Here is a 23,730-nt window from a genome sequence, read left to right on the forward strand (position 1 = left end):
GCATTCCCGGGGGAATGGAACCGGGGGGTTGGCACAATGGGTCGGATGAGCGACTCCGCGACCCCCACCTCGAGCCAGAACTTCCTGTCGACCTCGCGGCCTGGTCAGACTCCTGTCCCAGAACCTCTATTCGACGCCGGCGGTCTATCTGCGCGAGCTACTGCAGAACGGGCTCGACGCCATCACCGCGCGCGCGGAGGTCGACGCCCGGCCCCCGTCCGGGCGCATCGTCGTCGAGACCCCGGCCGCCAGCGGCGACCGCCTGCGCGTCCCCGACAACGGCATCGGGCTGACGGCCGACGAGATGCGCGAACTGCTGGCCACCATCGGGGCCAGCTCGAAGCGCGACGAGCTCGACCTCGGCCGCACCGAGTTCCTCGGCCAGTTCGGCATCGGCCTGCTGTCGGCGTTCCTCGCGTGCGAGCGCGCGGTCGTCCTCAGCCGGTCGGCGCGCGAACCGGACGCCCCCACGGTGCGGTGGACCGCGTCGTCGGACGGCACGTTCGTCATCGACGACGCGGCGGACGACGAGCGGCTCGACGAGCCCGGCACCGTCGTGATCCTCGACCGCGGCCACGACACCCACCTGCAGGAGGACGCGTTCGTGGTGGAGACGCTGCGGCGCTACGGGTCGATGCTCCCGGTCACGGTGGAGTGCCGCACCGTCGCCGGGACCGAGACCATCACGGGCTCGCCGCGCCCCTGGGAGTCGTCGGTCGCCGAGCGCGAGGCGTACGCGACCGAGGCGCTCGGGTTCACGCCCATGGTGTCCTTCCCGTTGGAGGTGGAGGTCGCCGGCGTACGCGGGGTGGCGTACGTGCGGCCCGACGAGGTGGCGCCCGGCACGCGCGCCGGCCACCGCGTCTACCTGAAGGGGATGCTGCTCGACGAGCACGTCGACGGCCTGCTGCCTGACTGGTGCTTCTTCGTCCGCGGCGTGTTCGACGCGTCCGGGCTGCGGCCCACCGCGTCGCGCGAGGCGCTGTACGCCGACGGCCTGCTCGACGACGTCGCCGACGCGTTGGGCGACCGGGTCGTCGCCTGGCTGGCCGACCTGGCCGAGCGCGGCCGAGCTGGCGCCCCGCCTGCGGGAGGAGGCGTACGCGCTGGCGGCCAAGTTCGACGAACGCAACGGCAACGCGTACGTGACCGAACAGCTCGAGCGACGGCTGGCGAAGGAGGTCGTGCAGGCGTGAGTGGTTCAGCGGCCGAACAACCGGCTGAAGAGTCCCCCGGACGGCTGGGCGGCGGCGCGCTCAGCGTCGGTGTGCTCACCGCCGCACCAGTCGCGGGCGGGGACCGAGGCCTTGACGCTGGCGATGTGTTGGCCGCAGCCGGCCCACGTGGTCTTGCCGCAGACCTTGCAGGAAACGGGACGACACATGGTTCTTCTCCTTGTTCTGTGGTGATTCCGAGGGTTCGCACGTCAGGCGAGCGACAGGAAGAGCTTCTCGAGCCGAGGGACGTCGACCTCCGCGTCGCCGTCACTCAGGCAGTGCTGCAGTGTGTCGGCGATGATGGCGAAGCCGGCGCGGTCGATGGCGGTGGACACCGCGGAGACCTGCCGGATCACGTCCTCGCAGTCGGCCCCCTCCTCCAGCATGCGGATGACCGCGTCCATCTGGCCGCGGGCCCGCTTAAGCCGATTGATGGCGGGCTTGAGCGACTGGGGATCGACCTGCATCACAACTCACCCGTGTCGGTGCGACCGGCCGGGCTGGCCGACCACGCGCGATAGCCGCCGTCGAGATTGGCGACCCGGCGCCCGTGCTGGGTCAGCAGCCGCGCAGCCAGATAGCCGCGAAGCCCCACCGCGCAGTGCACGACCAACTCACCGTCGGGAAGCTCGTCGAGGCGGTCGCGGAGCTCGTCGACGGGGATCAACTGGGCGCCGGGAATCGCGCCGGCGTCGAACTCCGTCGGCGTACGCACGTCGATCACCCGGGCCCCGGCCGCGACCCGCGCCTCGAGCTCGTGCCACTGGACGGTCTCGACCAGTCCTTCCGCGATGTTGCGATTGATCCACCCGAGCATGTTCACGGGGTCCTTCGCGGAGCCGTACTGCGGCGAGTACGCCAGCTCCAGCTCCGCCAGGTCGCTCGCCGTCAGTCCGCCCTGCATCGCCGTGGCGATCACGTCGATCCGCTTGTCTGCCCCCTGCTCGCCGATCGCCTGAGCGCCGAGGATCGCATCGGTCTCGGGATCCACCAGCAGCTTCAACGCCAGCCCAGCCGCGCCCGGGTAGTAGCCGGCGTGACTCGACGGGTAGGTGTGGATCGCCCGATAGTCGCGCCCCGCCCCCTGCAGCCGCTTCTCGTTCCAGCCCGTCGACGCCACTCCGAGGCCGAACACGCCCACGATCGCGGTGCCATGGACCGGTCGCTGGGACACGTCGCGACCCGCGATGACATCGGCGACGAGCCGACCCTGCATGTTGGCGGTGTTGGCCAGGGGCACCAGGGTCGCCGAACCGTCGAGGGCGTCCTTCTTCTGCACGGCGTCACCGACGGCGTACACACCGGGCGCCGACGTGCGCATCCGCTCATCGACCACGATCGCGCCGGACTCGGCCACCTCCAGACCGGCATCCACCGCCAGGGTTGAGTCCGGGCGTACGCCGAAGGCCGCCACCACGATCGCGGCGGGCACCTCGTCGACACCCAGGCGCACGGCGCCAGCCGTCAATTCCGTCACCTCTGCGCCCAGGCGGAGGTCGACGCCATGGGCGCCGAGCCGATCGTGGACCAGCGCTGCCATCTCCACATCCAGGGGCGCCATCACCTGGTCCTGGGCCTCCACCAGCGTGACGCGGAGTCCGCGTTCGACCAGGTTTTCCGCCATCTCCACACCGATGAAGCCTCCACCGATCACGACGGCGGGCTCACCCTCGGGCGGCATCGCCGCGACAACGGCGTCGATGGATTCGACGTCGCGCACGCTGAGCGCACGCTCGAGCCCGGGGATCCGCGGCCGGACCGGGGTCGCCCCCGGGGCGAGCAACAGCGAGTCATAGGCCAGCTGCTCGTCGCCGCCACCGGCGACGGACCGGAGGGTGACAGCTCGAGCGTCGGTGTCGATGGCCGTCACCTCGGTGTGGACCCGCACCTCGATGCGGAACCGCGCGGCAAGGGACTCGGGAGTCTGCAGCAGGAGGGCGTCGCGGTCGGCGATGACCCCGCCCGCGTAGTAGGGCAGACCACAGTTGGCGAAGCTCACGTGGCCGGAGCGCTCGACCACGACGATGCGGTCACGCTCGGAAAGACGGCGCAGCCGGGTGGCAGCGGACATCCCACCCGCCACGCCGCCCACGATGACATGTGTCCGGGGTTGGTTCATGGTGGAAATAATACCCCCCGGGGTATATCCGTCAAATCAGCTGTGCGTGCGGAGGGAACCGGCGGAGGGCCGATGACCGTCCACATCCCGTAGGCTCGACGAAGGGACGATCGAGGATGGCCATGATGACGCAGGGTGGACCCAGCCCATTCAGTCGCGAGGGCTCGCGACCCGAGGACGCCCTCGGCGCCGAACCCCAGGTGCTCGACAATCCGCCCGCGACGCCGCCTCCCGCACAGTCTGCACCGGCGTACGTCGATCCCGTCCCTCAACAGCCTTACGCCGCGTACGCACCAGACCCGGCGTACCCGCCGATGCAGCCGTTCCCGGCATACCCTGCGATGGCGGCCTACGGCTATCCCCACGCTCCCGCGTGGCCGGTGGCGCGCAGGTCCTCGCCGTACGCGACCGCGTCGCTGATCAGCGGGCTGGTGTCGCTGCTCGTGTGGATCACCGGCCCGGTCGCGATCGGGCTCGGCATCGCCGCGCTCGTCCAGGTGCGTCGCGAGCCGGACACCTATGAGGGCAGCGGGCTCGCCGTGGGCGGGCTGATCACGGGGGCTTTCGGCAGCTTCATCCTGCTGATGGTCGTGCTGGCGCTCGCCACCACCGGGTAGTCCTGGGGCCGGGAGCTTCGCAGGCGAACCGTCAGACGCGGGCCGGGACCCACCACGACAGCACGATGATGGCAAGGCCCATGCCGGTCAGCACGATGACGTCGACCGTGCGGGTGCGGACCTGGAGCAGCCCCGCCACGCGGCGCGGGAGGAACGCCCGCTCCAGCGCCCCCAGGCACAGGCTGGCGCCGATGACGGCCGTGCCCCAGCGCCAGTGGTCGAGAACCACCAGCAGGAGTCCCACCAGCTCGCCGCCGATCACGACGAGCAGGGGCCACTGGCTCAGCGACTTGGCCCGCGCGCTCGCCGCCGTCTTGAACGCCGTGTCGCGCACCCCCATGTCAGGCCTTCGCGCCGGCCAGTTGCTCCGCGCGCTCGACGACGTTCTCGAGCAGCATGGCCCGCGTCATCGGGCCCACGCCGCCGGGGTTCGGGGTCACCCAGGCCGCGACGTCCCAGACCGACTCGTGGAAGTCACCGACCTGCTTGCCCTCGTTGTTGCGGGTGATGCCGACGTCGACGAGCGCCGCACCGGGCTTGATCATCTCGGCGGTGATCATGCCGGGCACCCCGGCGGCGGCGACCACGATGTCGGCCTCGCGCGTGTGTTTGGCGAGGTCGCGCGTGCCGGTGTGGCAGAGCGTGACCGTGGAGTTCTCGGAGCGACGCGTCAGCAGGAGCCCCAGTGGACGGCCGACCGTCGTTCCGCGCCCGACGACGCACACCTCGGCACCGGCGAGCTCGACGCCGTTGCGGCGCAAGAGTTCGACGATGCCGCGGGGCGTGCAGGGCAGCGGCCCGGCCTCGCCGAGCACGAGCTTGCCGAGGCTCATCGGCGCCAGCCCGTCGGCGTCCTTGGACGGGTCGATCAGCGCCAGCGCCTCGTGCTCGTCGAGGTGGGCGGGCAGGGGCAGCTGGACGATGTAGCCGGTGCAGGCGTCGTCGGAGTTGAGCTTCTCGAGCTCCTCACGCAGGCGCTCGGCCGACGTGTCGGCCGGCAGGTCGACGCGGATCGAGGCAATGCCGACCTGCTCGCAGTCGCGATGCTTGCCGCCGACATAGATGCGGGACCCGGGGTCGTCGCCGATCAGCACGGTTCCGAGGCCGGGGGTGATGCCGTGCTCCTTCAGCCGCGCGACGCGGGCCTTCAGCTCGTCCTTGATCGTCGCGGCGCAGGCCTTGCCGTCGAGCCTCTGTGCGGTCATCGGTGCTCCTTCGTCGCGGCGGTCATCGGTGCTCGTTCATCGCGGTCGCCGGTCATTCTTCCACGTCGCCGCTTTTCGAGCTGGCAAACCCATAGCGCTCGAGCAGCGGCTCGATCTTCGGCTCCTCCCCCGCGAACGCACGGAACGACGCGGCCACGTCGCGGGCGTTTCCGCGGCTGAGCACCGTCTCTTCGAGATGGGCGCCGTTGGCCCGGTCGAGCCCGCCGTTCGCCGCGAACCAGGCCTCACCGTGCGCGTCGAGCACCTCGGCCCACAGGTAGGCGTAGTAGCCCGCCGAGTAGCCCCCGCCGAAGATGTGGGTGAAGTAGGCCGATCCATAGCGCGGCGCGATCAGCGGGTTGGCCATCCCCCACTGCTCCAGCACCTCGCGTTCGAAGGCGGCCGCGTCGGTCACCTCGTCGTCGACGGTCAGCGTGTGCCAGCCGAAGTCGAGCACGGCGGCCTGGATGAACTCGTGCTTCGCGAAGCCCAGACCCCACCGCTTGGCCGCCTCGATCTCGGCGACGTCGGTCGTGCCGAGGCGCTCACCGGTGTCGACGTGGCGCGCGTACGCGTCCAGGACCTCGGGCCAGAACGCCCAGATCTCGTTGACCTGGCTGGGGAACTCGACGAAGTCGCGGCTCACCGCCGTGCCGGAGAAGCGGGGATAGGTGACGTCCGACAGCAGCCCGTGGAGCCCGTGGCCGAACTCGTGGAACAGCGTCGTGACCTCGTCGAAGGTCAGCAGCGCGTCGCGACCCGGCTCGGGGCGCGCGATGTTCATGTTGTTGACGACGACCGGCAGGCGGTCGAGCAGGCGCGACTGCGTCCGCAGGGAGTTCATCCACGCGCCGCCGGCCTTCGTGGCGCGGGTGAACCAGTCGCCGACGAGCAGGCCGATCGGGGCGCCGTCGCGCGCGACCTCGAACACGCGGGTGCCCTCGGCATAGCCGGCGAGGTCGTCGCGCTCGGTGATCGTGACGCCGTAGAGGATCTCCGCGGTGCGGAACACGCCGTCGCGCAGGACGCGCTCGAGCGGGAAGTAGTGCTTCAACCGGTCGGCGTCGAGGCGGTAGTCCTCCTCCTGCACCCGGGCCGCATAGAAGGGCCAGTCCCAGGGTTGAAGGGCGTCGACGCCATCGGCCAGGGCACGCTCGCGCAGGCGTACGGACTCGGCGCGGGCGGCGGCCACCGTCGGCGGGATGAGCCGGTCGAGCATGTCCTTCACCGCCGCGTACGACCCCGCCATGGTGTCGGCCAGCACCCAGTCGGCGTGCGTGCGGTGGCCGAGGAGGGCCGCGCGCTCGGCGCGCAGGCGCGCGATCTCGACCGCCAGCTCGGTGTTGGGGCTTTCGCCCGTGGTCGCCCGCTCGGTCGACGCGCGCCAGACCCGCTCGCGGAAGCCGCGGTCGGTCGCGCTGCGCAGCAGGGGCTGGATGGTCGGCGAGAGCAGCTTGAACAGCCAGGCGCCCGGGTGGCCCTGCTCGGCCGCGTACGCCGCAGCGGCCGCGCGGGTGGGCGCGTCGAGCCCGGCGAGCTCGTCGGCGTCGGTGACGAGGACGGCGCTGCGGGCCATGGCGTGGACGGCGTTCTGGCGATAGGTCGTGCCGAGTGCCGACAGACGGTTGTCGAGGTCGGCCAGTCGCGCGCGGTCGTCGTCGCCGAGCGCCGCCCCGGCCCGGACGAACGCCCGGTGGGTCTCCTCCACCAGGCGGCGCGACTCGGGGTCGAGGTCGAGCTCGTCGAGCCGGTCGTGGACCGCGGTGATGCGGGCGAACAGGGCCGGGTTGAGGTGGAGCCACGAGCTGTGGGCCGACAGCTCCGGCATGACCTCCGACTCCAGCTTGATGCGGTCGTCGGTGCCGTCGGCGGAGATCAGGTTGAACAGGACTGCGCGTACGCGGGCCAGCAGCTGTCCGGCGCGCTCGAGCGCGCCGACGGTGTTGTCGAACGTGGGCTCGTCGGGGTTCTCGGCGATGGCGGTGACCTCGTCGCGGGCCTGTTCGATGCCGGCGCGGATGGCGGGAAGGAAGTCGTCGTCGGAGATCGCGGCGAAGTCGGGCAGCTCGAGATCGAGGGCGCTGGGCCGGGCGAACGGATTGCTGGCGGGGAGGTAGGTGGTCACCTGAGGGACGTTACAAGGCGGGTCCGACACGATTGCTAGGAGGGCGCGCTGCCCGCCCGTATCTGCTCCGCGATCACCGCGACGTCCGACAACCGTCCTTCGGCAATGCCGATGATCACGTCGTAGGCCTCGTCGTTGGACCAGGTGAGCCTCAGCCCGTTCATGCCGAGGAAGGCGATCAGGGCGGCGAGGCCAAGGCGCTTGTTGCCATCCACGAGCGCATGGCTGGCGACGATGGACTGCGTGAGGGCCGCGGCCTTGGTGACGAGATCGGGGTAGGCGTCCTCGCCGAACGCTGTCGCCTGAGGGCGGGCTGCGGCCGACTCGAGGAGACCGAAGTCGCGCACGCCGACCTGCGTGCCGGTCGCGCGGTTGGCGACGTGGACCAGGTCGTCGGCGCTCAGATAGATCACTGTCCGAGCCGTTCCAGAGCCTCTGCGTATTTCGGCAGTTCCCGATCGAGAACTTGGTCGAGCAGGTCCCGGTGGCTGTGTCGCTCGACGTATTCCACGATCGCGCGGCGCGCGATGTCTTGCATCGAGCGCTCCTCCAGCACGGAGCGCCTGCGGAGCGCTTCTGCCTCGGCATCAGTGAGTCGAAGAGTCATGGCCATGGATTCATGGTATCAAATCCGGTATCTCAGGCGCCGATGGTCCTGTCGGACCCTCCCGTTAGGGTCGCTCCCATGGCTCACGCGTACAGCAGACACCCCCATGTCCACGCGGACCAGATCGTCTTCGTCGCCGATGACGACCTCTGGCTCGTTCCCACCTCCGGCGGTCGCGCCTCGCGGCTGACGAGCGACCGTACGCCGGTGGCGTACCCCTGGTTCTCGCCCGACGGCCGCAAGGTGGCGTGGGGTTCGACGCGCGACGGCGGCTGGGACGCCCACGTGCTCGACCTCGACACCGGCGAGCGCCACCGGCTCACCCACCTCTCGGCCGCACGCGCGTTCCGCGTCGCGGGCTGGCTCGGCGACCGCGTGCTGGTCGCGACGGCCCACGACCAGATGGACACGGGCCGCATGCGCATCCACGCGATCGGTTTCGACGGATCCGACGAGGTCCTCCCGCTCGGCATGGCGATGGCCGTCGCGTTCGGCCCCGGCGACACCCGGGCCATCGTCACGCCCAACGGCCGCGACTCCGCGATGTGGAAGCGCTATCGGGGTGGCATGGCGGGGCGCCTGTGGCTCGACCGCGACGGAACCGGTGCCGACTGGACGCGCCTGTTGCCCGACGAGGAGGCAGGCCTCTATTCACCCGGCTTCGCCGGCGACCGGCTGTTCTTCAGCTCCGATCTCGGGGCCTCGCTCGCGGGCGACCCGGACGGACAGGCCCAGCTCCACTCGGTCGACCTCGAGGGCGGCGACCTGCGCCAGCACACCCACCACACGCCCGCCGAGGGCTATGTCCGCGACCCGCGCACCGACGGCTCCACGATCGTGTTCCACGCGCGCGGCCGCCTGTTCGTGCTCGACGGGCTGGACGCCGAGCCCCGCCTGCTCGAGGTGGACTGTCCGGGCACCGGCCGCGCGACCGCGCTCATCGACGGCACCGACCGGCTCACCGCGATCGTCGCCGACCAGCGCGGCAACGGCTCGCTGCTCGAGTGGCGCGGGGCGGCCTACTTCCTGACCCACCGGGCCGGGCCGGGACGGGCGCTGTCGGCGTTGCCCGGCGTACGCATCCGCGAGCCGCGTCCCCTCGGCGCCGACCGTGGCGTCTGGGCGACCGACGCCGAGGGCGACGACTGCCTTGAGATCATGCCCTTGAGCGGCGAGGGTGAGCCCGTGCGGCTGGCCCACGGCCGGCTCGGGCGCGTGCTCCACCTGACGGCCACGCTAGACGGGGCGACCATCGCGACGATCAGCCACGACGGCGCCGTTCGCCTGGTCGACGCCGACTCGGGCGAGGTGACCGAGGTCGACCGGTCGACCGAGGGCGAGGCGACCGGGCCGCGCTTCTCGCCCGACGGCCGCTATCTGGTGTGGCGTCAGCCCGTGGCCGCCGAGGGCGAGGTCGGCCAGCTGCGCTGCTGCGACCTGACCGACCGCTCGGTGGTGAGCCTGACCGACGGGCGCTTCGACGACCGCGACCCCGTGTTCACCCTCGACGGGAAACACCTGGTGTTCCTGTCGCGCCGCACGTTCGACCCGGCCTACGACGAGCACACCTTCGACCTGTCGTTCACCGACGCCACGCGCCCCTGGCTGGTGCCGCTGCGCGCCGACGAGCCGGCCCCGTTCGGGGTCGCCGCCGACGGCTGGCCCGTCGCCGAGCTCGACCCCGAGTCGGCCGAGACCACCGAGAAGACGGTGGCGGAGGCGGGCGCCAAGCCGAAGGTCACGTGCGTCATCGACGTCGAGGGGTTCGAACAGCGCATCACGCCGTTCCCGGTGGAGTCGGGCCAGTACGCGGGGCTGTGGGCCACCGCCGACGGCGTCGCCTGGATCCGGAAGGCCTCGGTCCCCCATCCGCTGGGGGCGGGCGCCGCGCCCGACGGGCGCCCCGAGGATCGCCTCGAGCACTTCTCGTTCGCCACCCGCAAGCGCGTCACGGTCGCCACGCCGGTCACCGCGGTGTCGGTGTCGGGTGACGGGAAGTATGCGGTGGTCCGCCACAAGGACGAGGTCCACCTGCAGCCCGTCGACCGCGAGGTGAAGCCCGACGACGACGCCCACATCTCCGTCGACCTCAAGCGCCTGCGCCGCGAGGTCGACCTGCGCGCCGAGTGGCGCCAGATGTTCGACGAGCAGGGCCGGCTGATGGCCCAGCACTATTGGCGCGAGGACATGGACGGTGTCGACTGGGCGGGCGTGCTCGAGCGCTATCGCCCTCTGGTCGAGACCCTGTCGACCCACGACGACCTCGTCGACCTGCTCTGGGAGACCGTCGCCGAGCTGAACACGTCCCACGCCTACGTCATGCCGAAGCCGGGCGACCTGGGCCGGGCGGTCGGCCATCTCGGCGCCGAGCTCACGCTGACCGACGACGGCGCCCGCATCGACGCGCTCCTGCCGGGTGAGTCCTCCGACCCCGGTGCCCGCTGCCCGCTCGCCGCCGCCGGGGTGGGGGCGCGGCCCGGCGACGTGATCGTCGCCGTCAACGGCCAGTCGGTGGCCGACGCCGGCGGCGTAGGCCCGCTGCTGCAGGGCACGGTCGGCGTGCCGGTCGAGGTCACGCTGAGGTCGGCCGAGGGCGGCGTACGCCGGGTCGCGGTCGTGCCGATCGCCGACGAGCGGCCGCTGCGCTACCACGCGTGGGTGGCGTCGCGGTCGGCCTATGTCGCCGAGAAGTCGGGCGGGCGACTCGGTTATGTCCACGTGCCCGACATGATGGCCGCGGGTTGGGCCCAGATCCATCGCGACCTGGAGCGCGCCACCCAGCGCGAGGGGGTCGTCGTCGACGTGCGGTGGAACCACGGCGGCCACACGTCCCAGCTGGTGATCGAGCGGCTGAGCCGCACCGTGCTCAACTGGAACATCGCGCGCCACTTCGCCTCGGCGATGACCTACCCCGCCCAGGCGATCCGCGGCCCCGTGGTGCTGGTGACGAACCAGTGGGCGGGCTCCGACGGCGACATCGTGTCGATGTCGGCCCAGGCCAAGGGCCTCGGCCCGGTGATCGGCGAGCGGTCCTGGGGCGGCGTGGTCGGCATCGACGGGCGCTTCGACCTCGTCGACGGCACCGGCGTCACCCAGCCGCGCTACGGGTTCTGGGGGCTCGACTACCACTGGGGCATGGAGAACCACGGCGCCGATCCCGACACCGAGGTCGTCGTCAGCCCGGCCGACTTCATGGGGGAGGCCGAGGTCGACCGCCAGCTCGACGAGGCCATCAGCCAGGCGCTCGCGCGGCTGGAACAGACGCCGGCCGCCCAGCCGCCGACGCTCGACCCGCCTCGGGCAGCACAGCACTGAGGCCCGGCAGCCAAGGTCCGCCACAGGTCGTTCAGCGATTGCGGCGCGGCCTGATCCGCACCGGCGGCAACGCCGGTGCGGGCAGCCGCCCCGGCTCGCCCCCATAGCCGTCGACCTCGCCGAACCGCGCGGAGCGCTCCTCCCACGCGGCGCGGAAGGCCACGATCTCCTCGTGGGTGCGACCCACGAAGTTCCACCACATCAAGATCTCCTCGTCGAGCGGCGCGCCGCCCAGCACGATCACGCGGGCGGACGTCGCGCCCTCGTTCGCCAGGTTCAACCGCCGGGCGCCGGGGGGCGCGTACGCGAGCACCCCCTGCGCCACCGGCGTCCCGTCGACCCCCACCTCGCCCGTGTCGACGAGCACGCCGTGCTCGTACGCCGGGTCGACCTCGGCGTCGAATCGCGCACCGGGCGCCAGCACCAGCTCGGCGCCGAGCAGCGGGGTGAAGGTCGTGACCGGAGAGGCCTGGTCGGCGAGCTCGCCCAGGAACACGCTGAGGCGGACGCCGTCGCGCTCCACCGGGACCGGCGCGAAGTGGGCGAAGTCGCGCGGCACGTCCCGGTGAGCGCCCGGCAGCGCGACCCACAGCTGGACGCCGTGCAGCACCGCGGTGTCGGGCATGGAGACCTCGCTGTGGCAGATGCCGTGGCCGGCGGTCATGAGGTTGAGCTCGCCCGGTCGCACCCGGGCGTGCACGCCGTGGCTGTCGCGGTGCTCGATCTCGCCGGTGAACAGCCAGCTGACGGTCTGGAGCCCGGTGTGGGGGTGGGGCGCCACGTCCATGCCGCCGGTCTCCGCCACGTCGTCGGGCCCGTAGTGGTCGACGAAGCACCACGCCCCGATCAGCGACCGCTGGCGCTGCGGCAGTGTGCGCCGCACCGTCATCGCGCGCGGGCCACCGAGCGGCACGTCACGCGGCTCGAGCAGCTCGATCGCCGCGCGCGGGGCGGGCGTTTCGGTGCCACACCACTGCTCGACCGGGCGCTTCTCGGGGTTGGTCATGACCCCAGTCGACCATGCCTCTCCAGTGGAAGTCGACCATGCTCAGTGGAAACCAGGCTCAGTGGAAGAAGTGGCGCGTCTTCGTGAGATACATCGTGACTCCGGCCTTCTGGCAGGCCTCGATGGTCTCCTCGTCGCGGATCGACCCGCCCGGCTGCACGATGGCCTTCACCCCCGCGTCGATGAGGATCTGGGCCCCGTCGGCGAACGGGAAGAAGGCGTCCGACGCGGCCACCGCGCCCTTGACCCGGTCGCCCGCGCGCTCGACGGCGAGGCGGCAGGAGTCGACCCGGTTGACCTGGCCCATGCCGACGCCGACGGAGGCGCCGTCCTTGGCCAGCAGAATCGCGTTCGACTTGACGGCGCGGCAGGCCCTCCAGGCGAACGCGAGGTCGGCGAGGGTCTGCTCGTCGGCGACCTCGCCGGTCGCCAGCTCCCAGTTCGCGGGGTCGTCCCCCTCGGCCTGGAACCGGTCGACCTCCTGCACGAGCACGCCGCCGGAGATGGCGCGCACCTCGGTGCGGGTCTGCTTCTCGCCCTCGGGGCAGACGAGGACGCGTACGTTCTTCTTCGCCGACAGCAGGCCCACGGCCCCGTCGTCGTACGCCGGGGCCACGATCACCTCCGTGAAGACCTTCGCGACCTCCTCCGCCATCGCGGCCGAGACGGGGCGGTTCGCCGCGATCACGCCGCCGTACGCCGAGACCGGGTCGCAGGCGTGGGCCTTCGCGTACGCCTCCTCGATCGTCGCGCCCGTCGCGATGCCACAGGGGTTCGCGTGCTTGATGATCGCGACCGCGGGCTGGTCGAAGTCGTACGCCGCCCGCCGCGCCGCGTCGGTGTCGACGTAGTTGTTGTAGGACATCTCCTTGCCGTTCAGCTGCTCGGCCGCGGCCAGGCCGCCGCCGGTGCCGTCGGTGTAGAGCGCCGCGCCCTGGTGGGAGTTCTCGCCATAGCGCAGGTCGGCCTGCTTGCGATAGGTCGACCCGGTGAACTCCGAGAACGTCGCGGGGTCGACGAGCGTGCGCTCCATCCACGTCGCGACCTGCACGTCGTACGCCGCCGTGTGCGCGAACGCCGCCGCCGCGAGGCGCTGGCGCTCGGCCAGGGTGAAACCGCCACCGTCGAGCGCGGCGGTCAGGTCGGCGTACTGCTCCGGGGAGGTGACCACGGCGACGCTCGGGTGGTTCTTCGCGGCCGCGCGCACCATCGTGGGGCCGCCGATGTCAATCTGCTCGACGCACTCGTCGGGCGACGCGCCCGAGGCGACGGTCTCGGCGAAGGGATAGAGGTTGACCACCACGAGGTCGAACGGCGCGACCTCGAGTTCCTCGAGCTGGCGGACGTGGTCGGCCAGGCGGCGGTCGGCGAGGATGCCGGCGTGGACCTTCGGGTGGAGGGTCTTCACGCGCCCGTCGAGGCACTCGGGGAATCCGGTGAGCCGGTCGACCGGCGTCACGTCCACGCCCACCTCGGCGAGGCGCTTGGCCGTCGACCCAGTCGAGACGACCTCGACTCCGGCGGCCGCGAGCGCGCGACCGAGGTCCTCCAGCCCGGTCTTGTCGTAGACCGAGACGAGGGCGCGCCTGATCGGGTTGCGGTGGTCAGCCATGGTCACTCCTGCGGGTCGGGTCGTTCTGGCGTGCGAGTTCGTTGACGGTCTCGACGAGGAGGCGGCGTTCCTCGACCTTGATGCGCTCGTGGAGCGTGTCCTCGGTGTCGCCGTCGAGCACGGGGACGGCGGCCTGCGCGAGGATCGTGCCGGTGTCGACGCCCGCGTCCACCTGGAACACGGTGGCGCCGGTGACCTTGACCCCGTACGCAAGCGCGTCCCGGGCCCCGTGCATGCCGGGGAAGCTCGGCAGCAGGGCCGGGTGGGTGTTGATCGTGCGGCCGCCGAAGCGGGCGAGGAAGGCCTCGCCGACGAGCTTCATGAACCCGGCGCTCACGACGAGGTCGGGTTCGTGGCCGGCCACCAGGCGGGTCAGCTCGGCGTCCCAGGCGGCGCGGTCGGAGCCCTTCGCGTACGGGTGGGCGAAGGTCGCGATTCCGGCGCGGCGGGCACGCTCGAGACCGTACGCGTCCGCGCGGTCCGCCCCGACGACCACGACCTCGGCGGCGCACTCCCCCGCGGCGATGGCGTCCAAGAGGTGCTGCAGCAGGGTGCCCGAACCGGACACGAGCACGGCGAGGCGGAAGGTCACGCCCCCACCCTACCGGCGAGCCGCTGGGACGCGTTCCGACGCCGCATCGTCCTTCAGCGCCGATGCCACCATCGGCTCCGCGGGCCGATCTCCTGGGTCGGCTCGTCGTCGTCCGGGCCGACGCGGCGGGTCGGTTCGTCCGACGGATCGCCGATGACGGCGGGATGCTCACTCGGTTCGGGCTCGCCGACGGTCACGTCCCCCGCGTCCTCCGCGGCAGGTGGGCCATCGGTCGCGGCTCCCGGGGGCTCGGGGCGGCGATCCGTGCCCCGGACCAACCCCCAGACCAGACCCGTCGTCAGGCCGGCGAGCCCCATCACCGACCCGCCCAGCAGCGCGAGCTCGGGCAGCCGGGGGCCGAGGCCCACCAGGCGGCCGCCACCGAGGTCGCCGCGCGTCGCGGCCGCGATGGCGACGAGGCACAGGGCGACGAGCACCCCGGCCAGCCCGCCCACCACGGCCGTCTCGTCGAACCGCGCGCGCGGACGCCCGCGCATCACCACCGCGGCGGCCGCGGCTCCCGCTGCGACCCCGACGAGCATCCACGCGAGCGTCGCCCACGACCCGGACCCCTCCACCGGGAGCGCGCCCAGCACCGGGATGCCCGGGATGAGCCCGAGGTCGGTGTTCGCGGGCGAGACGACCGACCCCTCGCCGAGACCGAAGCCCGCGCCCAGCGCGTACGCCGTCGCCCACACCACCAGCGTTGGCCAGAACAGCAGTTGCACGACGGTGACCGCTCCCTGGGAGGCGCTGTCGGGGGCCAGGGCGGCGTACAGCGCGGCCACCTGCCCGCGATGGACCGCCACGGTCACGGCCAGTGCTGCCGCACCACCGGCGATCGCGGTCGCCAGGCCGGCGCGAAGGGCGCCGGGCAGGGGCGTCGCCCAGGCGGGCAGGGCATCGCGGAGTCTGTACGCGGCCCCGCGACACGCACCGGCGAGGGACGCGAGGGCCCCGATGATGAGGGAGCCCACGAGCGCCCGCGCTCCCTGGTTGGTCGTGCCGATCATCGTGGCGGCCAGGGTGACCGATGCGGCATAGCCCAGCGTCGCCACGAGGGTGACGTTCCTGACGATCCGTCCACGGTCGCGCGTGGTGAGGTCGATGCCGGCCACGAGTTCGCCCACGGTGGCCTGGCGCGCGGCGACCTGCACGAGCCCGCTCAGCAGGAGGGCGAAGAGCGCGGTCGCACCCAACGGCACCAGCGTGAGGCGCTGCCCCGCGATGACCAGCCCGCCGCCGTTGGCCAGCAGCCACCCCTGGGTGGCCGTGGCCAGCGCGGCGGCCAGGCCGCCGTCGCGCGCAGCCAGCCACGCGAGCACGACCAACCCCGCAACGATCAACCAGCCCCCGAGTGCACCGCCGACGCCGGCGAGGAGTGAGGCCAGGGGCCACGGCAGCCGGGGGTCGTCGGCGGGGGGCAGGTGGCCGCCCGCGACGTCGGGTTCGTCCGTGGAGCGCACCTTCAGCCGGAGGCCGGAGGTGCCGCGACGGGAAGGCAGGAGGCGAGGCATGACTGTGTGCATCGTTCCGCACGAGACGGGCGGAATCGCCCAGACACGCCCTGACCGGGTAAAGTTTGATCACCTGTGAGCAGTGCGAGGCCATGAGCAACAGGGAGGAGCGAGCTTGACCAACGACGACGCGAAGGATTACCGCCCCCGGCGGGCCGCGCTGTCGACCCCTCGTGACGAGGTGCCGGACAAGCCCGATCAGAACCAGGAGTCCACCGAAACCCCCCGCCCCAAGCGCGGCTGGGCCCCGTCGGACGCGAAGGACGAGCCCGTACGCCCGGCTGGCGGGGAGCGCCCGAACGGCGACGCCGAACGCGGTGCGGACCCTAAGCCAAAGGACCCGAAGCCCGAGAAGACAGCCCCTCCCACGCCTGCGGCTCCCACGCCCGCGGCCTCCACGCCTTCGGCCCCCAAGGACGCCTCCAGGTCCGCCGCGGCCGGAGCCGCTGCCGCGATCGGTGCGGCCGCCAGTTGGGTCAATCGCGCCCGCAAGGGCCGCGCGGCGGACGCCTCCTCCACCAAGCCGATCCCCAGCGGCGACACACCCGCCCCGCCCAGCCCCCGCGCCGTGGCGGGAGCCGACCCCACGCCGCTGGTCCCGAGCGCCGAGGGTCCCGCCCGTCCTCCCGTGGCCCCTCAGGGCAAGCCCGACCCGAACGCCAGCACGCCGGTCGCCAAACCGGGCGGCCCGGACTCCAAGCCCGATGGCACGGCCGCGCCGCAGGCGCCGGCCAAGCCCGCCACCCCTGCCAAGCCGAACGCTGGGGCAAAGCCGAACGCTGCGGCGAAGCCGAACGCTGCCGCGACGCCGGACACCCCGGCCAAGCCCGCCACCCCGGCCAGGGCTGGGGTTCCCTCCGCGCAGACAGAGTCCCCGGCCAAGGTCGAGGCGGCCGCCACCTCCCCTGCCCAGGATTCCCCGAGGCGAGGCCCCGACTTCGCCGGACCGGGCCAGACCGCCGCGACGGCGGCCGGACCATCCCACAGGGACGGCGCGCCCGAGACGAAGGTCGCCGCCGCCCCCGCAGCCCCGTCCGAGCGCCCGCACAACCCCTTCGCCGAGATCGAGGACGACGACGAGCCGAACAGGCGCCGGTTCGGGCTCAAGAAGCGCGCGGGCAACGACGAGGAGTCCGGCCGCCGTGCAGCGGGGCGTACGAGCGTGTTCCGCCGCCAGCAGGCGCCCGTGGGGCGCCGCGCGGTCCAGCGACGCAACACCACGGCCCTCACGATCGCCGGGATCGCCGCGCTGGCGGTGATCGCCCTGGTCGTGTCATACGTGCTGTGGGCCCGCGGCCAGCAGGCCGAGGTGAGCCGTCAGGCCCAGCCGTCGGCCGTCCCCGGTCTGACACCCGGCCCCGTGCTCACCGAGGGCATGATGATGACCGACGGCATGGCCAAGGCCATCGATCCCAGCCGCACGTGGACGACCACCCTGACCCAGAACGGCGCCACCGAGCAGTCCCCCGGTGCCGCCTGCATCGGTCCGCAGGCGACCGGTCAGCCCATCCCGCAGCTCACCTACATCCGCGGCCTGAGCGGCAACGGCAACGACCGCAGCCAGGCCCTCCACCGGGCTGACGCCTTCACGACGCCCGAGGAGGCGGCCCAGGTCTACAACTTCCGCGCCAACGAACTCGGCGGCTGCGTGGGCTCCCCGCTCTATGTGGAGAAGGGCATGGACGTGAAGGGCCTCGGCAACCAGTCGCTGGGCGTACGCGTGGTCCTGCTCGAGCAGAGCTCGGAATACCACACGATCATCCTCGCCCGCACCGGCAAGATCGTGGACGTCGTCGACGTCGTCCGCTTCGGTCAGCCCGTCGAGCCCGAGGGCATCACGAAGGCGCTCGCCCAGGTCATCAACCGGCAGTGCTCGGCCGCCGTCGGCCTGTGCGCGGCCCCGAAGGTCGAGGTCACGACCACGGTCCCGCCGCCCGGCGGCGACCAGCCGGGCTTCCTGGCCGCGGGCGACATCCCCCGCATCACGGTCGGCCAGGGCACCTGGCGCGGCAACGCCCTCGCCAACCGCGTGGACGTGCAGGACGGCTCGGGCTGCGAGTCGATCGACTTCAACACCACGGCCGGCGCCACGAGCCGCCAGCAGCGCACCTACCTCCTGCGCAACGACCCGAAGGCGCCGCCGCAGTTCGGCATCGACGAGGTCGTGCTCACCATGAACGGCGGCAACGACGCCCAGGGCCTGGCCGACCGCGTCACCCAGTCGATCGAGTCGTGCGAACAGCGCACCCTCGTCGCCAAGGTGCCGCCCAACCAGCGGCGCGACATCACCACGCCCGGCCTGGGTGGCATGCCGGTCAGGGGCAAGTGGTATGTCGTCAACATCAAGGTCGACGCGAACCGCAGCGCCAAATACCGCGTGGCCGTCCTCACCGCGGGACAGAAGGTCATCTACCTGCGCTCGAACCCGAGCGACACGTTCGACTTCACCGACGAGCAGTGGCTGGGCATCGCCCTCCGCGCGGGCGAGCGCGCCACACAGGCCCGCTGAGTTCCGGCGCCGAGTCTGGGCCGCGGACAGTCCCCGCCGGGGGCGTCGGGCCTGACATCATCGGCGCATGAGCAAGCAGCATCGGTGGCACCCGGCCTGGACCGTGGCCGTCGTGGCGTTCCTCGCCCTCATCGGGGCAGCCGGGTTCCGGGCGGCGCCGAGCGCGCTCATGATCCCGGTCGAAGAGTCCCTCGGCTTCGATCGCACGGTGCTGTCGACCGCGATCTCGGTCAACCTCCTGCTGTTCGGACTCACGGCGCCGTTCGCGGCGGCCCTGATGGAGCGGTTCGGCGTACGCGACGTCGTCACCGCCGCGCTCGCGCTGATCGGTCTGGGGGCGCTGCTGTCGACGTTCGCGACCCGCCCGTGGCAGATGGTCGCGACGTGGGGGGTCATGATCGGCCTCGGCGCCGGCTCGATGGCACTGGTCTTCGCCGCGACCGTCGTGAACGCGTGGTTCACGACCAACAAGGGCCTGGTCATGGGCATCCTGACCTCCGGCAGCGCCGCCGGACAGCTCGTCATCCTGCCCGTGGTCGCGTGGGCCGTCGAACACCTCGACTGGCGGCCGGCCACGTGGGTCGTGACCGCCTTCGCCCTCGCCGTGATCCCGCTGGTCCGCCTCTTCCTGCACAGCTCACCCGCCGCCGTCGGCGTCACGCCCTACGGCAGCCCGCCCGGCACGCCCGTCGAGCACATCCCGACATCCGCGCCGCAGGGGCCCGCGGCGCGCGACGCAGCCCTGCGTACGCTCCGCGTTCTCCGCGCCGCCGCGCGCTTCCCGACCTTCTGGTTCCTCGCGCTCGGGTTCGCGGTCTGCGGGGCGACCACGAACGGTCTGGTCGGCACCCACTTCATCCCCGGAGCCCATGACCACGGCATGCCGACGACGGTTGCGGCGGGACTGCTCGCTGCCGTCGGCGTCTTCGACATCCTCGGCACGATCGCGTCGGGCTGGCTGTCGGACCGGTTCGATCCGAAACTGCTGCTGGCCGCATACTATTTCGGCCGCGGCATCAGCCTGATGGCCCTCCCGTCGCTGCTGGGCGCCACGGTGCAGCCGAGCATGTGGTTCTTCATCATCTTCTACGGCCTCGACTGGGTGGCCACCGTTCCGCCGACCGCGATCCTGTGCCAGCGGGCGTTCGGGTCGGAGGGGACCATCGTGTTCGGGTGGGTCTTCGCGTCCCACCAGGTCGGGGCGGCCATCGCCGCGCTGGCCGCGGGTTTCGTGCGCGAGGCGCACGGCAGCTATACGCCGGCGTGGCTGGGAGGGGCCGCCCTGTGTGCCATCGCGACGCTGGTCACGCTGGCGATCCGGAGGGGTGTCCGCCACGATCTCGTGAGCGCCCCGGCCTGATCGGATGGGGACGCGACGGAGCCGCGGCCCCGAGGGACCGCGGCTCCGCGTACGTCTGCGCCTGTGTCAGGCCGGGGGCTGATCCGCCGGCGGCGGATCGACCGGCGGCTGTCCGGCCGCGGGGTCGTTGACGCCGAGGTGCTTCTCGGCCATGTCGCCCGCCCTGTCGACGTGCTGGGCGTGCTGGCCGCCCGTCCTCGCGTCGACCGCGTCCTCGACCTTGTCGATGCCGCCGCGGGCGGCGTCCGGGTTCTTGCCCGCGAGATCCTTCGCCTTGTCCATGAAGCTCATTGGAGGGTGTCCTTCCTTCTGGATTCCGGTTGGGCCATTCACGTTAGCGCACCCGCCGTGACCCACTCCGCTCCCCCTGTGCTGGTCGCTCCGCTCCCCCTGAGCTGGTCGCTCCGCTCCCCCTGACGCAACTTGTGCACACCGCTGCGCAGGTTGGGTTTGCACCCCGGCGTGTCGACGCAACTCGTGCACACGCGACGTCCTGCGAGAATCGCGACATGGACCCACGCCTCAACTTCGTCACCCTGGCGGTACGCGACCTCGCGCGCACTCGTGACTTCTACGTCACCGGGCTGGGGTGGCCCGTCACGTTCGAGGCCGCCGGCGAGGTGGTCATGATCCCCCTCGGCGAGGGCCTGGTCCTGTCCCTGTGGGCACGGCATGAGTTCGAGGTCGAAGTCGGTACGCCGGCCTCGGGCCTCGCGCCGATCACGCTGGCCCACAACGTGAGCTCACCCGCCGAGGTCGACGCGGTCCTCCACACGGCCTCCCGGGCGGGCGCGACCGCGGTCGAACCCGGAACGGTTCGCGACTGGGGCGGCTACTCCGGCTACTTCGCCGATCCCGACGGATTCCGATGGGAGGTGGCGCACAACCCGTCCCCGATGGGCGACGAACTGGTCGCCGCGTCGCGACGCTGGTGGGCCGGCCAGTCCGGGCGTACGCGCTGATTCGTCCCGTGTGCGAGGGTTGCCTACCCACCCCGGCGTGTCGACCCGACTCACGCACCCGTGTGCACAAGTTGCGCCCGAGGGAACCGAGGGCCACCAACCCAGCCCCCACACGCACGCGTGCGTACAAGTTGCGCCTCAACGCAACGACGCCCGCCCCCACGGGGACGGGCGTCGCGTGCGCGGGGCTCAGCTCACTTGCTGAGGCCCTCCATGATCTCGCGCATCAGGGCGGCGGTCTCGGACGGCGTCTTGCCGACCTTCACACCGGCGGCCTCGAGGGCCTCCTTCTTCGCCGCGGCCGTGCCCGACGAGCCCGACACGATGGCGCCGGCGTGGCCCATGGTCTTGCCCTCGGGAGCGGTGAAGCCCGCGACATAGCCGACGACCGGCTTGGTGACGTTCGCCTTGATGTAGTCGGCCGCCCGCTCCTCCGCGTCGCCGCCGATCTCGCCGATCATCACGATCGCGTCGGTCTCGGGATCGTCCTGGAACGCCTGCAGGCAGTCGATGTGGGTGGTCCCGATGATGGGGTCGCCGCCGATGCCGACGCCGGTGGAGAAACCGAAGTCCCGCAGCTCGTACATCATCTGGTAGGTCAGCGTGCCCGACTTCGACACCAGGCCGATGCGGCCGGGCTTCGGCGCGATGTCGGCCGGGATGATGCCGGCGTTCGACTGTCCGGGCGAGATGAGGCCGGGGCAGTTCGGGCCGATGAGGCGGGTCTTGGAGCCCTGGGTCATCGTGAAGAACTCGGCGGTGTCCTTGACCGCCACGCCCTCGGTGATGCAGACCGCGAGCGGCATCTCGGCCTCGATGGCCTCGACGACTGCCGACTTGGTGAACTTCGCCGGGACGAAGATGACCGACACATCTGCGCCGGTCTCCATCATGGCCTCGGCGACCGAGCCGAACACGGGGACCGCGACGCCGCCGGTGAACTCGACGGTCTCACCGGCCTTCTTGGGGTTGACGCCGCCGACGATGTTCGTGCCGGAGTCGAGCATGCGCTGCGTGTGCTTCATGCCCTCGGAGCCGGTCATGCCCTGGACGATGACCTTGGAATCGGATGTCAGGAAGATAGCCATTGTTGTTCTGGTCCTCTCACTTGGCCTGGGAGGCCAGCTCGGCGACGCGGCGCGCCGCCCCGTCCATGGTGTCGACGCGCTCCAGCAGCGGCAGAGCGGCGTCGTCGAGGATCTTGCGACCCAGCTCGGCGTTGTTGCCGTCGAGGCGCACGACCAGCGGCTTGGGCTCGGAGCCCTTCCCCTTCAGGATCTCGTACGCCTGCACGATGCCGTTGGCGACCGCGTCGCACGCCGTGATGCCGCCGAAGACGTTGACGAACACCGACTTCACCTGCTCGTCGCCGAGGATGACGTCGAGGCCGTTGGCCATGACCTCGGCGTTGGCGCCGCCGCCGATGTCGAGGAAGTTGGCGGGCTTGGGCGCCCCGGGGAACTCCTCGCCCGCGTACGCCACCACGTCGAGCGTCGACATGACGAGGCCCGCGCCGTTGCCGATGATGCCGACGTTGCCGTCGAGCTTCACATAGTTGAGGTTGAGGTCCTGGGCCTTCTTCTCCAGCGGATCGGTCGCCGAGTGGTCCTCGAGGGCCTCGTGACCCTCATGGCGGAAGCGGGCGTTCTCGTCGAGCGACACCTTGCCGTCCAGCGCGATGATGCGGCCGTCGCCCGACTTGATCAGCGGGTTCACCTCGACGAGCGTGGCGTCCTCGGCCTGATAGACCTTGCCGAGCAGCTGGAAGACCTCCGCGAGCTTGGCGTGGTCGGCCTCGTCGAACCCCGCCTCGCGGGCGATCTCGAGCGCCTTGGCCTCGTCGATGCCGACGACCGGATCGACGGCCACCTTGGCCAGGGCCTCGGGGCGCTCGACGGCCAGCGTCTCGATGTCGACGCCGCCCTCCTTCGAGCACATCGCGAGATAACTGCGGTTGGCGCGGTCGAGCAGCAGCGAGAAATAGTATTCCTCGGCGATGTCGGCGCCCTCGGCGAGCATGACCCGCTGAACCGTGTGGCCCTTGATGTCCATCCCGAGGATCTCGCGGGCCTTCTCGACCGCTTCCTCGGCGCTCTTGGCGATCTTCACGCCGCCGGCCTTGCCACGCCCACCGGTCTTCACCTGGGCCTTGACGACGACGACGGGAGTTCCGAGCTCCTCGGCGGCCTTGCGGGCCTCCTCGGCGTCGGTGACGGTGATGCCCCGAAGGACCGGCACGCCATGCGACTCGAAGAGGTCGCGCGCCTGGTATTCGTAGAGATCCACGACGGCTCCATCCTTGTTCGTTCCCGCTCGATGGCGGGAGGTTGTCCGCCGTGCTTGGCGGCTTGGGTACGCCGGGGGGCCCGGCCTCTGCTCATGTTTCTATCGCTGCTCGGCGCTCGTGGGAAATCCGCGTGCCAAGACGGGTTCAGGACCGACGAGGCTCCCCTCGCGACCGCGATGGGGAGCCTAGTGGGTGGGCCGGCCGATCGATGGCGGGGGGCGCGCACGCCGCCTCCGCGGTCATCAGACGGACGCCGGCCGCTTCACGTTGTCGCGCACCCACGCCACGATGTCGGCCATCGTCGCCCCCGGGGTGAACACGTGGGCGACGCCGAGGTCGGCCAGCGGCTGGCGGTCGTCCTCGGGGATGATGCCGCCGCCGAACACGACGATGTCGCTCGCGTCCTCGGCCTTCAGGAGGTCGAGGACCTTGGCGAACAGCGTCATGTGGGCGCCGGACAGGATCGACATGCCGATCGCATCCGCGTCCTCGGCGATCGCGGTCTTCACGATCTGCTCCGGGGTCTGGTGGAGGCCGGTGTAGATGACCTCCATGCCGGCGTCCCTCAGGGCGCGGGCGACGACCTTGGCACCGCGGTCGTGTCCGTCAAGACCCGGCTTGGCGACGACCACTCGAACTGGGGCGTTGGTATCCACAGACAGCACCCTACAAGTCGCGTA

General features: G+C 71.7%; 22 protein-coding genes and 1 pseudogene. 6 read left to right on the forward strand and 17 right to left on the reverse strand.

The window, feature by feature from the left end; genetic code table 11:
- Positions 1-148: 148 nt before the first annotated feature.
- A pseudogene (locus ACYVAG_RS02885) lies at positions 149-481 on the forward strand (ATP-binding protein); the annotation flags it as partial.
- 143 nt (positions 482-624) lie between these two features.
- Here ACYVAG_RS02885 and ACYVAG_RS02890 read toward each other — a convergent pair.
- The 4 genes from ACYVAG_RS02890 to ACYVAG_RS02905 form a co-directional block, all read right to left on the reverse strand.
- Positions 625-846, reverse strand: coding sequence for a hypothetical protein (locus ACYVAG_RS02890; protein WP_460766221.1), 222 nt, complete (start codon positions 844-846; stop codon positions 625-627).
- Positions 847-1,201: 355 nt separating this feature from the next.
- Complete coding sequence (locus tag ACYVAG_RS02895; protein WP_460766224.1) at positions 1,202-1,384, reverse strand: hypothetical protein; 183 nt, start codon at positions 1,382-1,384, stop codon at positions 1,202-1,204.
- A gap of 42 nt (positions 1,385-1,426) precedes the next feature.
- Complete coding sequence (locus tag ACYVAG_RS02900; RefSeq protein WP_460766226.1) at positions 1,427-1,684, reverse strand: metal-sensitive transcriptional regulator; 258 nt, start codon at positions 1,682-1,684, stop codon at positions 1,427-1,429.
- Positions 1,684-3,336 carry an FAD-dependent oxidoreductase gene (locus tag ACYVAG_RS02905; RefSeq protein WP_460766228.1) on the reverse strand — a complete coding sequence of 551 codons (1,653 nt, stop codon included), beginning with the start codon at positions 3,334-3,336 and terminating at the stop codon, positions 1,684-1,686. The genes ACYVAG_RS02900 and ACYVAG_RS02905 overlap by 1 nt, the downstream gene beginning before the upstream one ends.
- Before the next feature lie 125 nt (positions 3,337-3,461).
- Between ACYVAG_RS02905 and ACYVAG_RS02910 the strand changes: the two genes are divergently transcribed.
- Positions 3,462-3,953, forward strand: coding sequence for a DUF4190 domain-containing protein (locus ACYVAG_RS02910; RefSeq protein ID WP_460766231.1), 492 nt, complete (start codon positions 3,462-3,464; stop codon positions 3,951-3,953).
- A 31-nt stretch (positions 3,954-3,984) separates the two neighbouring features.
- Here ACYVAG_RS02910 and ACYVAG_RS02915 read toward each other — a convergent pair whose 3' ends face one another.
- From ACYVAG_RS02915 to ACYVAG_RS02935, 5 genes are read right to left on the reverse strand one after another with little or no spacing between them, the layout of a single operon-like run.
- Complete coding sequence (locus tag ACYVAG_RS02915) at positions 3,985-4,293, reverse strand: DUF3017 domain-containing protein (RefSeq protein ID WP_460766234.1); 309 nt, start codon at positions 4,291-4,293, stop codon at positions 3,985-3,987.
- Position 4,294: 1 nt separating this feature from the next.
- Complete coding sequence (locus ACYVAG_RS02920) at positions 4,295-5,158, reverse strand: bifunctional methylenetetrahydrofolate dehydrogenase/methenyltetrahydrofolate cyclohydrolase (RefSeq protein WP_460766237.1); 864 nt, start codon at positions 5,156-5,158, stop codon at positions 4,295-4,297.
- 52 nt (positions 5,159-5,210) lie between these two features.
- Positions 5,211-7,283, reverse strand: a complete 2,073-nt coding sequence (locus ACYVAG_RS02925; protein WP_460766240.1) for a M3 family metallopeptidase — start codon at positions 7,281-7,283, stop codon at positions 5,211-5,213.
- A gap of 35 nt (positions 7,284-7,318) precedes the next feature.
- Positions 7,319-7,696, reverse strand: coding sequence for a type II toxin-antitoxin system death-on-curing family toxin (locus ACYVAG_RS02930; protein ID WP_460766243.1), 378 nt, complete (start codon positions 7,694-7,696; stop codon positions 7,319-7,321).
- The gene (locus ACYVAG_RS02935) at positions 7,693-7,896 is read right to left on the reverse strand and encodes a hypothetical protein (protein WP_460766246.1); all 204 of its coding nucleotides are present in this window, start codon (positions 7,894-7,896) and stop codon (positions 7,693-7,695) included. The genes ACYVAG_RS02930 and ACYVAG_RS02935 overlap by 4 nt, the downstream gene beginning before the upstream one ends.
- 72 nt (positions 7,897-7,968) lie before the next feature.
- Here ACYVAG_RS02935 and ACYVAG_RS02940 point away from each other — a divergent pair, with 72 nt between their 5' ends.
- The gene (locus ACYVAG_RS02940) at positions 7,969-11,205 is read left to right on the forward strand and encodes a S41 family peptidase (RefSeq protein ID WP_460766248.1); all 3,237 of its coding nucleotides are present in this window, start codon (positions 7,969-7,971) and stop codon (positions 11,203-11,205) included.
- 31 nt (positions 11,206-11,236) lie between these two features.
- Here ACYVAG_RS02940 and ACYVAG_RS02945 read toward each other — a convergent pair whose 3' ends face one another.
- The 4 genes from ACYVAG_RS02945 to ACYVAG_RS02960 are packed head-to-tail and all read right to left on the reverse strand — an operon-like array spanning position 11,237 to position 15,932.
- Complete coding sequence (locus ACYVAG_RS02945) at positions 11,237-12,211, reverse strand: pirin family protein (RefSeq protein WP_460766251.1); 975 nt, start codon at positions 12,209-12,211, stop codon at positions 11,237-11,239.
- Positions 12,212-12,269: 58 nt separating this feature from the next.
- Positions 12,270-13,823 carry a bifunctional phosphoribosylaminoimidazolecarboxamide formyltransferase/IMP cyclohydrolase gene (gene purH / locus ACYVAG_RS02950; protein WP_460766254.1) on the reverse strand — a complete coding sequence of 518 codons (1,554 nt, stop codon included), beginning with the start codon at positions 13,821-13,823 and terminating at the stop codon, positions 12,270-12,272.
- A complete protein-coding gene (gene purN / locus ACYVAG_RS02955; protein ID WP_460766257.1) occupies positions 13,816-14,415 on the reverse strand; it encodes a phosphoribosylglycinamide formyltransferase in 600 nt (199 codons plus the stop codon). The genes purH and purN overlap by 8 nt, the downstream gene beginning before the upstream one ends.
- Positions 14,416-14,468: 53 nt before the next feature.
- Positions 14,469-15,932, reverse strand: a complete 1,464-nt coding sequence (locus ACYVAG_RS02960; protein WP_460766260.1) for a cell division protein PerM — start codon at positions 15,930-15,932, stop codon at positions 14,469-14,471.
- A gap of 115 nt (positions 15,933-16,047) precedes the next feature.
- Between ACYVAG_RS02960 and ACYVAG_RS02965 the strand changes: the two genes are divergently transcribed.
- Both ACYVAG_RS02965 and ACYVAG_RS02970 read left to right on the forward strand, forming a co-directional pair.
- Positions 16,048-18,441 (forward strand): hypothetical protein, encoded by a 2,394-nt coding sequence (locus ACYVAG_RS02965; protein WP_460766263.1) that lies wholly within the window; start codon positions 16,048-16,050, stop codon positions 18,439-18,441.
- Positions 18,442-18,508: 67 nt separating this feature from the next.
- On the forward strand, positions 18,509-19,801 hold the full coding sequence (locus tag ACYVAG_RS02970) for an MFS transporter (protein ID WP_460766265.1): 1,293 nt from the start codon (positions 18,509-18,511) through the stop codon (positions 19,799-19,801).
- 66 nt (positions 19,802-19,867) lie between these two features.
- Here ACYVAG_RS02970 and ACYVAG_RS02975 read toward each other — a convergent pair whose 3' ends face one another.
- Positions 19,868-20,092 carry an antitoxin gene (locus ACYVAG_RS02975; RefSeq protein WP_460766268.1) on the reverse strand — a complete coding sequence of 75 codons (225 nt, stop codon included), beginning with the start codon at positions 20,090-20,092 and terminating at the stop codon, positions 19,868-19,870.
- A gap of 218 nt (positions 20,093-20,310) precedes the next feature.
- Here ACYVAG_RS02975 and ACYVAG_RS02980 point away from each other — a divergent pair, with 218 nt between their 5' ends.
- Positions 20,311-20,763, forward strand: coding sequence for a VOC family protein (locus ACYVAG_RS02980; protein WP_460766271.1), 453 nt, complete (start codon positions 20,311-20,313; stop codon positions 20,761-20,763).
- Between the two features lie 194 nt (positions 20,764-20,957).
- On the opposite strand, the gene sucD is transcribed toward ACYVAG_RS02980, so the two are convergent.
- From sucD to ACYVAG_RS02995, 3 genes are all read right to left on the reverse strand, one after another.
- Positions 20,958-21,851, reverse strand: coding sequence for a succinate--CoA ligase subunit alpha (gene sucD, locus ACYVAG_RS02985; RefSeq protein ID WP_460766274.1), 894 nt, complete (start codon positions 21,849-21,851; stop codon positions 20,958-20,960).
- 16 nt (positions 21,852-21,867) lie between these two features.
- The gene (sucC, locus tag ACYVAG_RS02990; protein WP_460766277.1) at positions 21,868-23,049 is read right to left on the reverse strand and encodes an ADP-forming succinate--CoA ligase subunit beta; all 1,182 of its coding nucleotides are present in this window, start codon (positions 23,047-23,049) and stop codon (positions 21,868-21,870) included.
- Positions 23,050-23,292: 243 nt separating this feature from the next.
- On the reverse strand, positions 23,293-23,706 hold the full coding sequence (locus ACYVAG_RS02995; RefSeq protein WP_460766280.1) for a cobalamin B12-binding domain-containing protein: 414 nt from the start codon (positions 23,704-23,706) through the stop codon (positions 23,293-23,295).
- Positions 23,707-23,730 lie beyond the last annotated feature (24 nt).

The sequence above is a fragment of the Mariniluteicoccus flavus genome, from assembly GCF_054776655.1.

What these genes read in the sequence shown, in the direction of transcription:
- ACYVAG_RS02895 (WP_460766224.1), bottom strand. Translation starts at nt 1,384, where the DNA reads ATGTGTCGTCCCGTTTCCTGCAAGGTCTGCGGCAAGACCACGTGGGCC.
- ACYVAG_RS02900 (WP_460766226.1), bottom strand. Translation starts at nt 1,684, where the DNA reads ATGCAGGTCGATCCCCAGTCGCTCAAGCCCGCCATCAATCGGCTTAAG.
- ACYVAG_RS02905 (WP_460766228.1), bottom strand. Translation starts at nt 3,336, where the DNA reads ATGAACCAACCCCGGACACATGTCATCGTGGGCGGCGTGGCGGGTGGG.
- ACYVAG_RS02910 (WP_460766231.1), top strand. Translation starts at nt 3,462, where the DNA reads ATGACGCAGGGTGGACCCAGCCCATTCAGTCGCGAGGGCTCGCGACCC.
- ACYVAG_RS02915 (WP_460766234.1), bottom strand. Translation starts at nt 4,293, where the DNA reads ATGGGGGTGCGCGACACGGCGTTCAAGACGGCGGCGAGCGCGCGGGCC.
- ACYVAG_RS02920 (WP_460766237.1), bottom strand. Translation starts at nt 5,158, where the DNA reads ATGACCGCACAGAGGCTCGACGGCAAGGCCTGCGCCGCGACGATCAAG.
- ACYVAG_RS02935 (WP_460766246.1), bottom strand. Translation starts at nt 7,896, where the DNA reads ATGGCCATGACTCTTCGACTCACTGATGCCGAGGCAGAAGCGCTCCGC.
- ACYVAG_RS02940 (WP_460766248.1), top strand. Translation starts at nt 7,969, where the DNA reads ATGGCTCACGCGTACAGCAGACACCCCCATGTCCACGCGGACCAGATC.
- ACYVAG_RS02945 (WP_460766251.1), bottom strand. Translation starts at nt 12,211, where the DNA reads ATGACCAACCCCGAGAAGCGCCCGGTCGAGCAGTGGTGTGGCACCGAA.
- purH (WP_460766254.1), bottom strand. Translation starts at nt 13,823, where the DNA reads ATGGCTGACCACCGCAACCCGATCAGGCGCGCCCTCGTCTCGGTCTAC.
- ACYVAG_RS02960 (WP_460766260.1), bottom strand. Translation starts at nt 15,932, where the DNA reads ATGCCTCGCCTCCTGCCTTCCCGTCGCGGCACCTCCGGCCTCCGGCTG.
- ACYVAG_RS02970 (WP_460766265.1), top strand. Translation starts at nt 18,509, where the DNA reads ATGAGCAAGCAGCATCGGTGGCACCCGGCCTGGACCGTGGCCGTCGTG.
- ACYVAG_RS02975 (WP_460766268.1), bottom strand. Translation starts at nt 20,092, where the DNA reads ATGAGCTTCATGGACAAGGCGAAGGATCTCGCGGGCAAGAACCCGGAC.
- ACYVAG_RS02980 (WP_460766271.1), top strand. Translation starts at nt 20,311, where the DNA reads ATGGACCCACGCCTCAACTTCGTCACCCTGGCGGTACGCGACCTCGCG.
- sucD (WP_460766274.1), bottom strand. Translation starts at nt 21,851, where the DNA reads ATGGCTATCTTCCTGACATCCGATTCCAAGGTCATCGTCCAGGGCATG.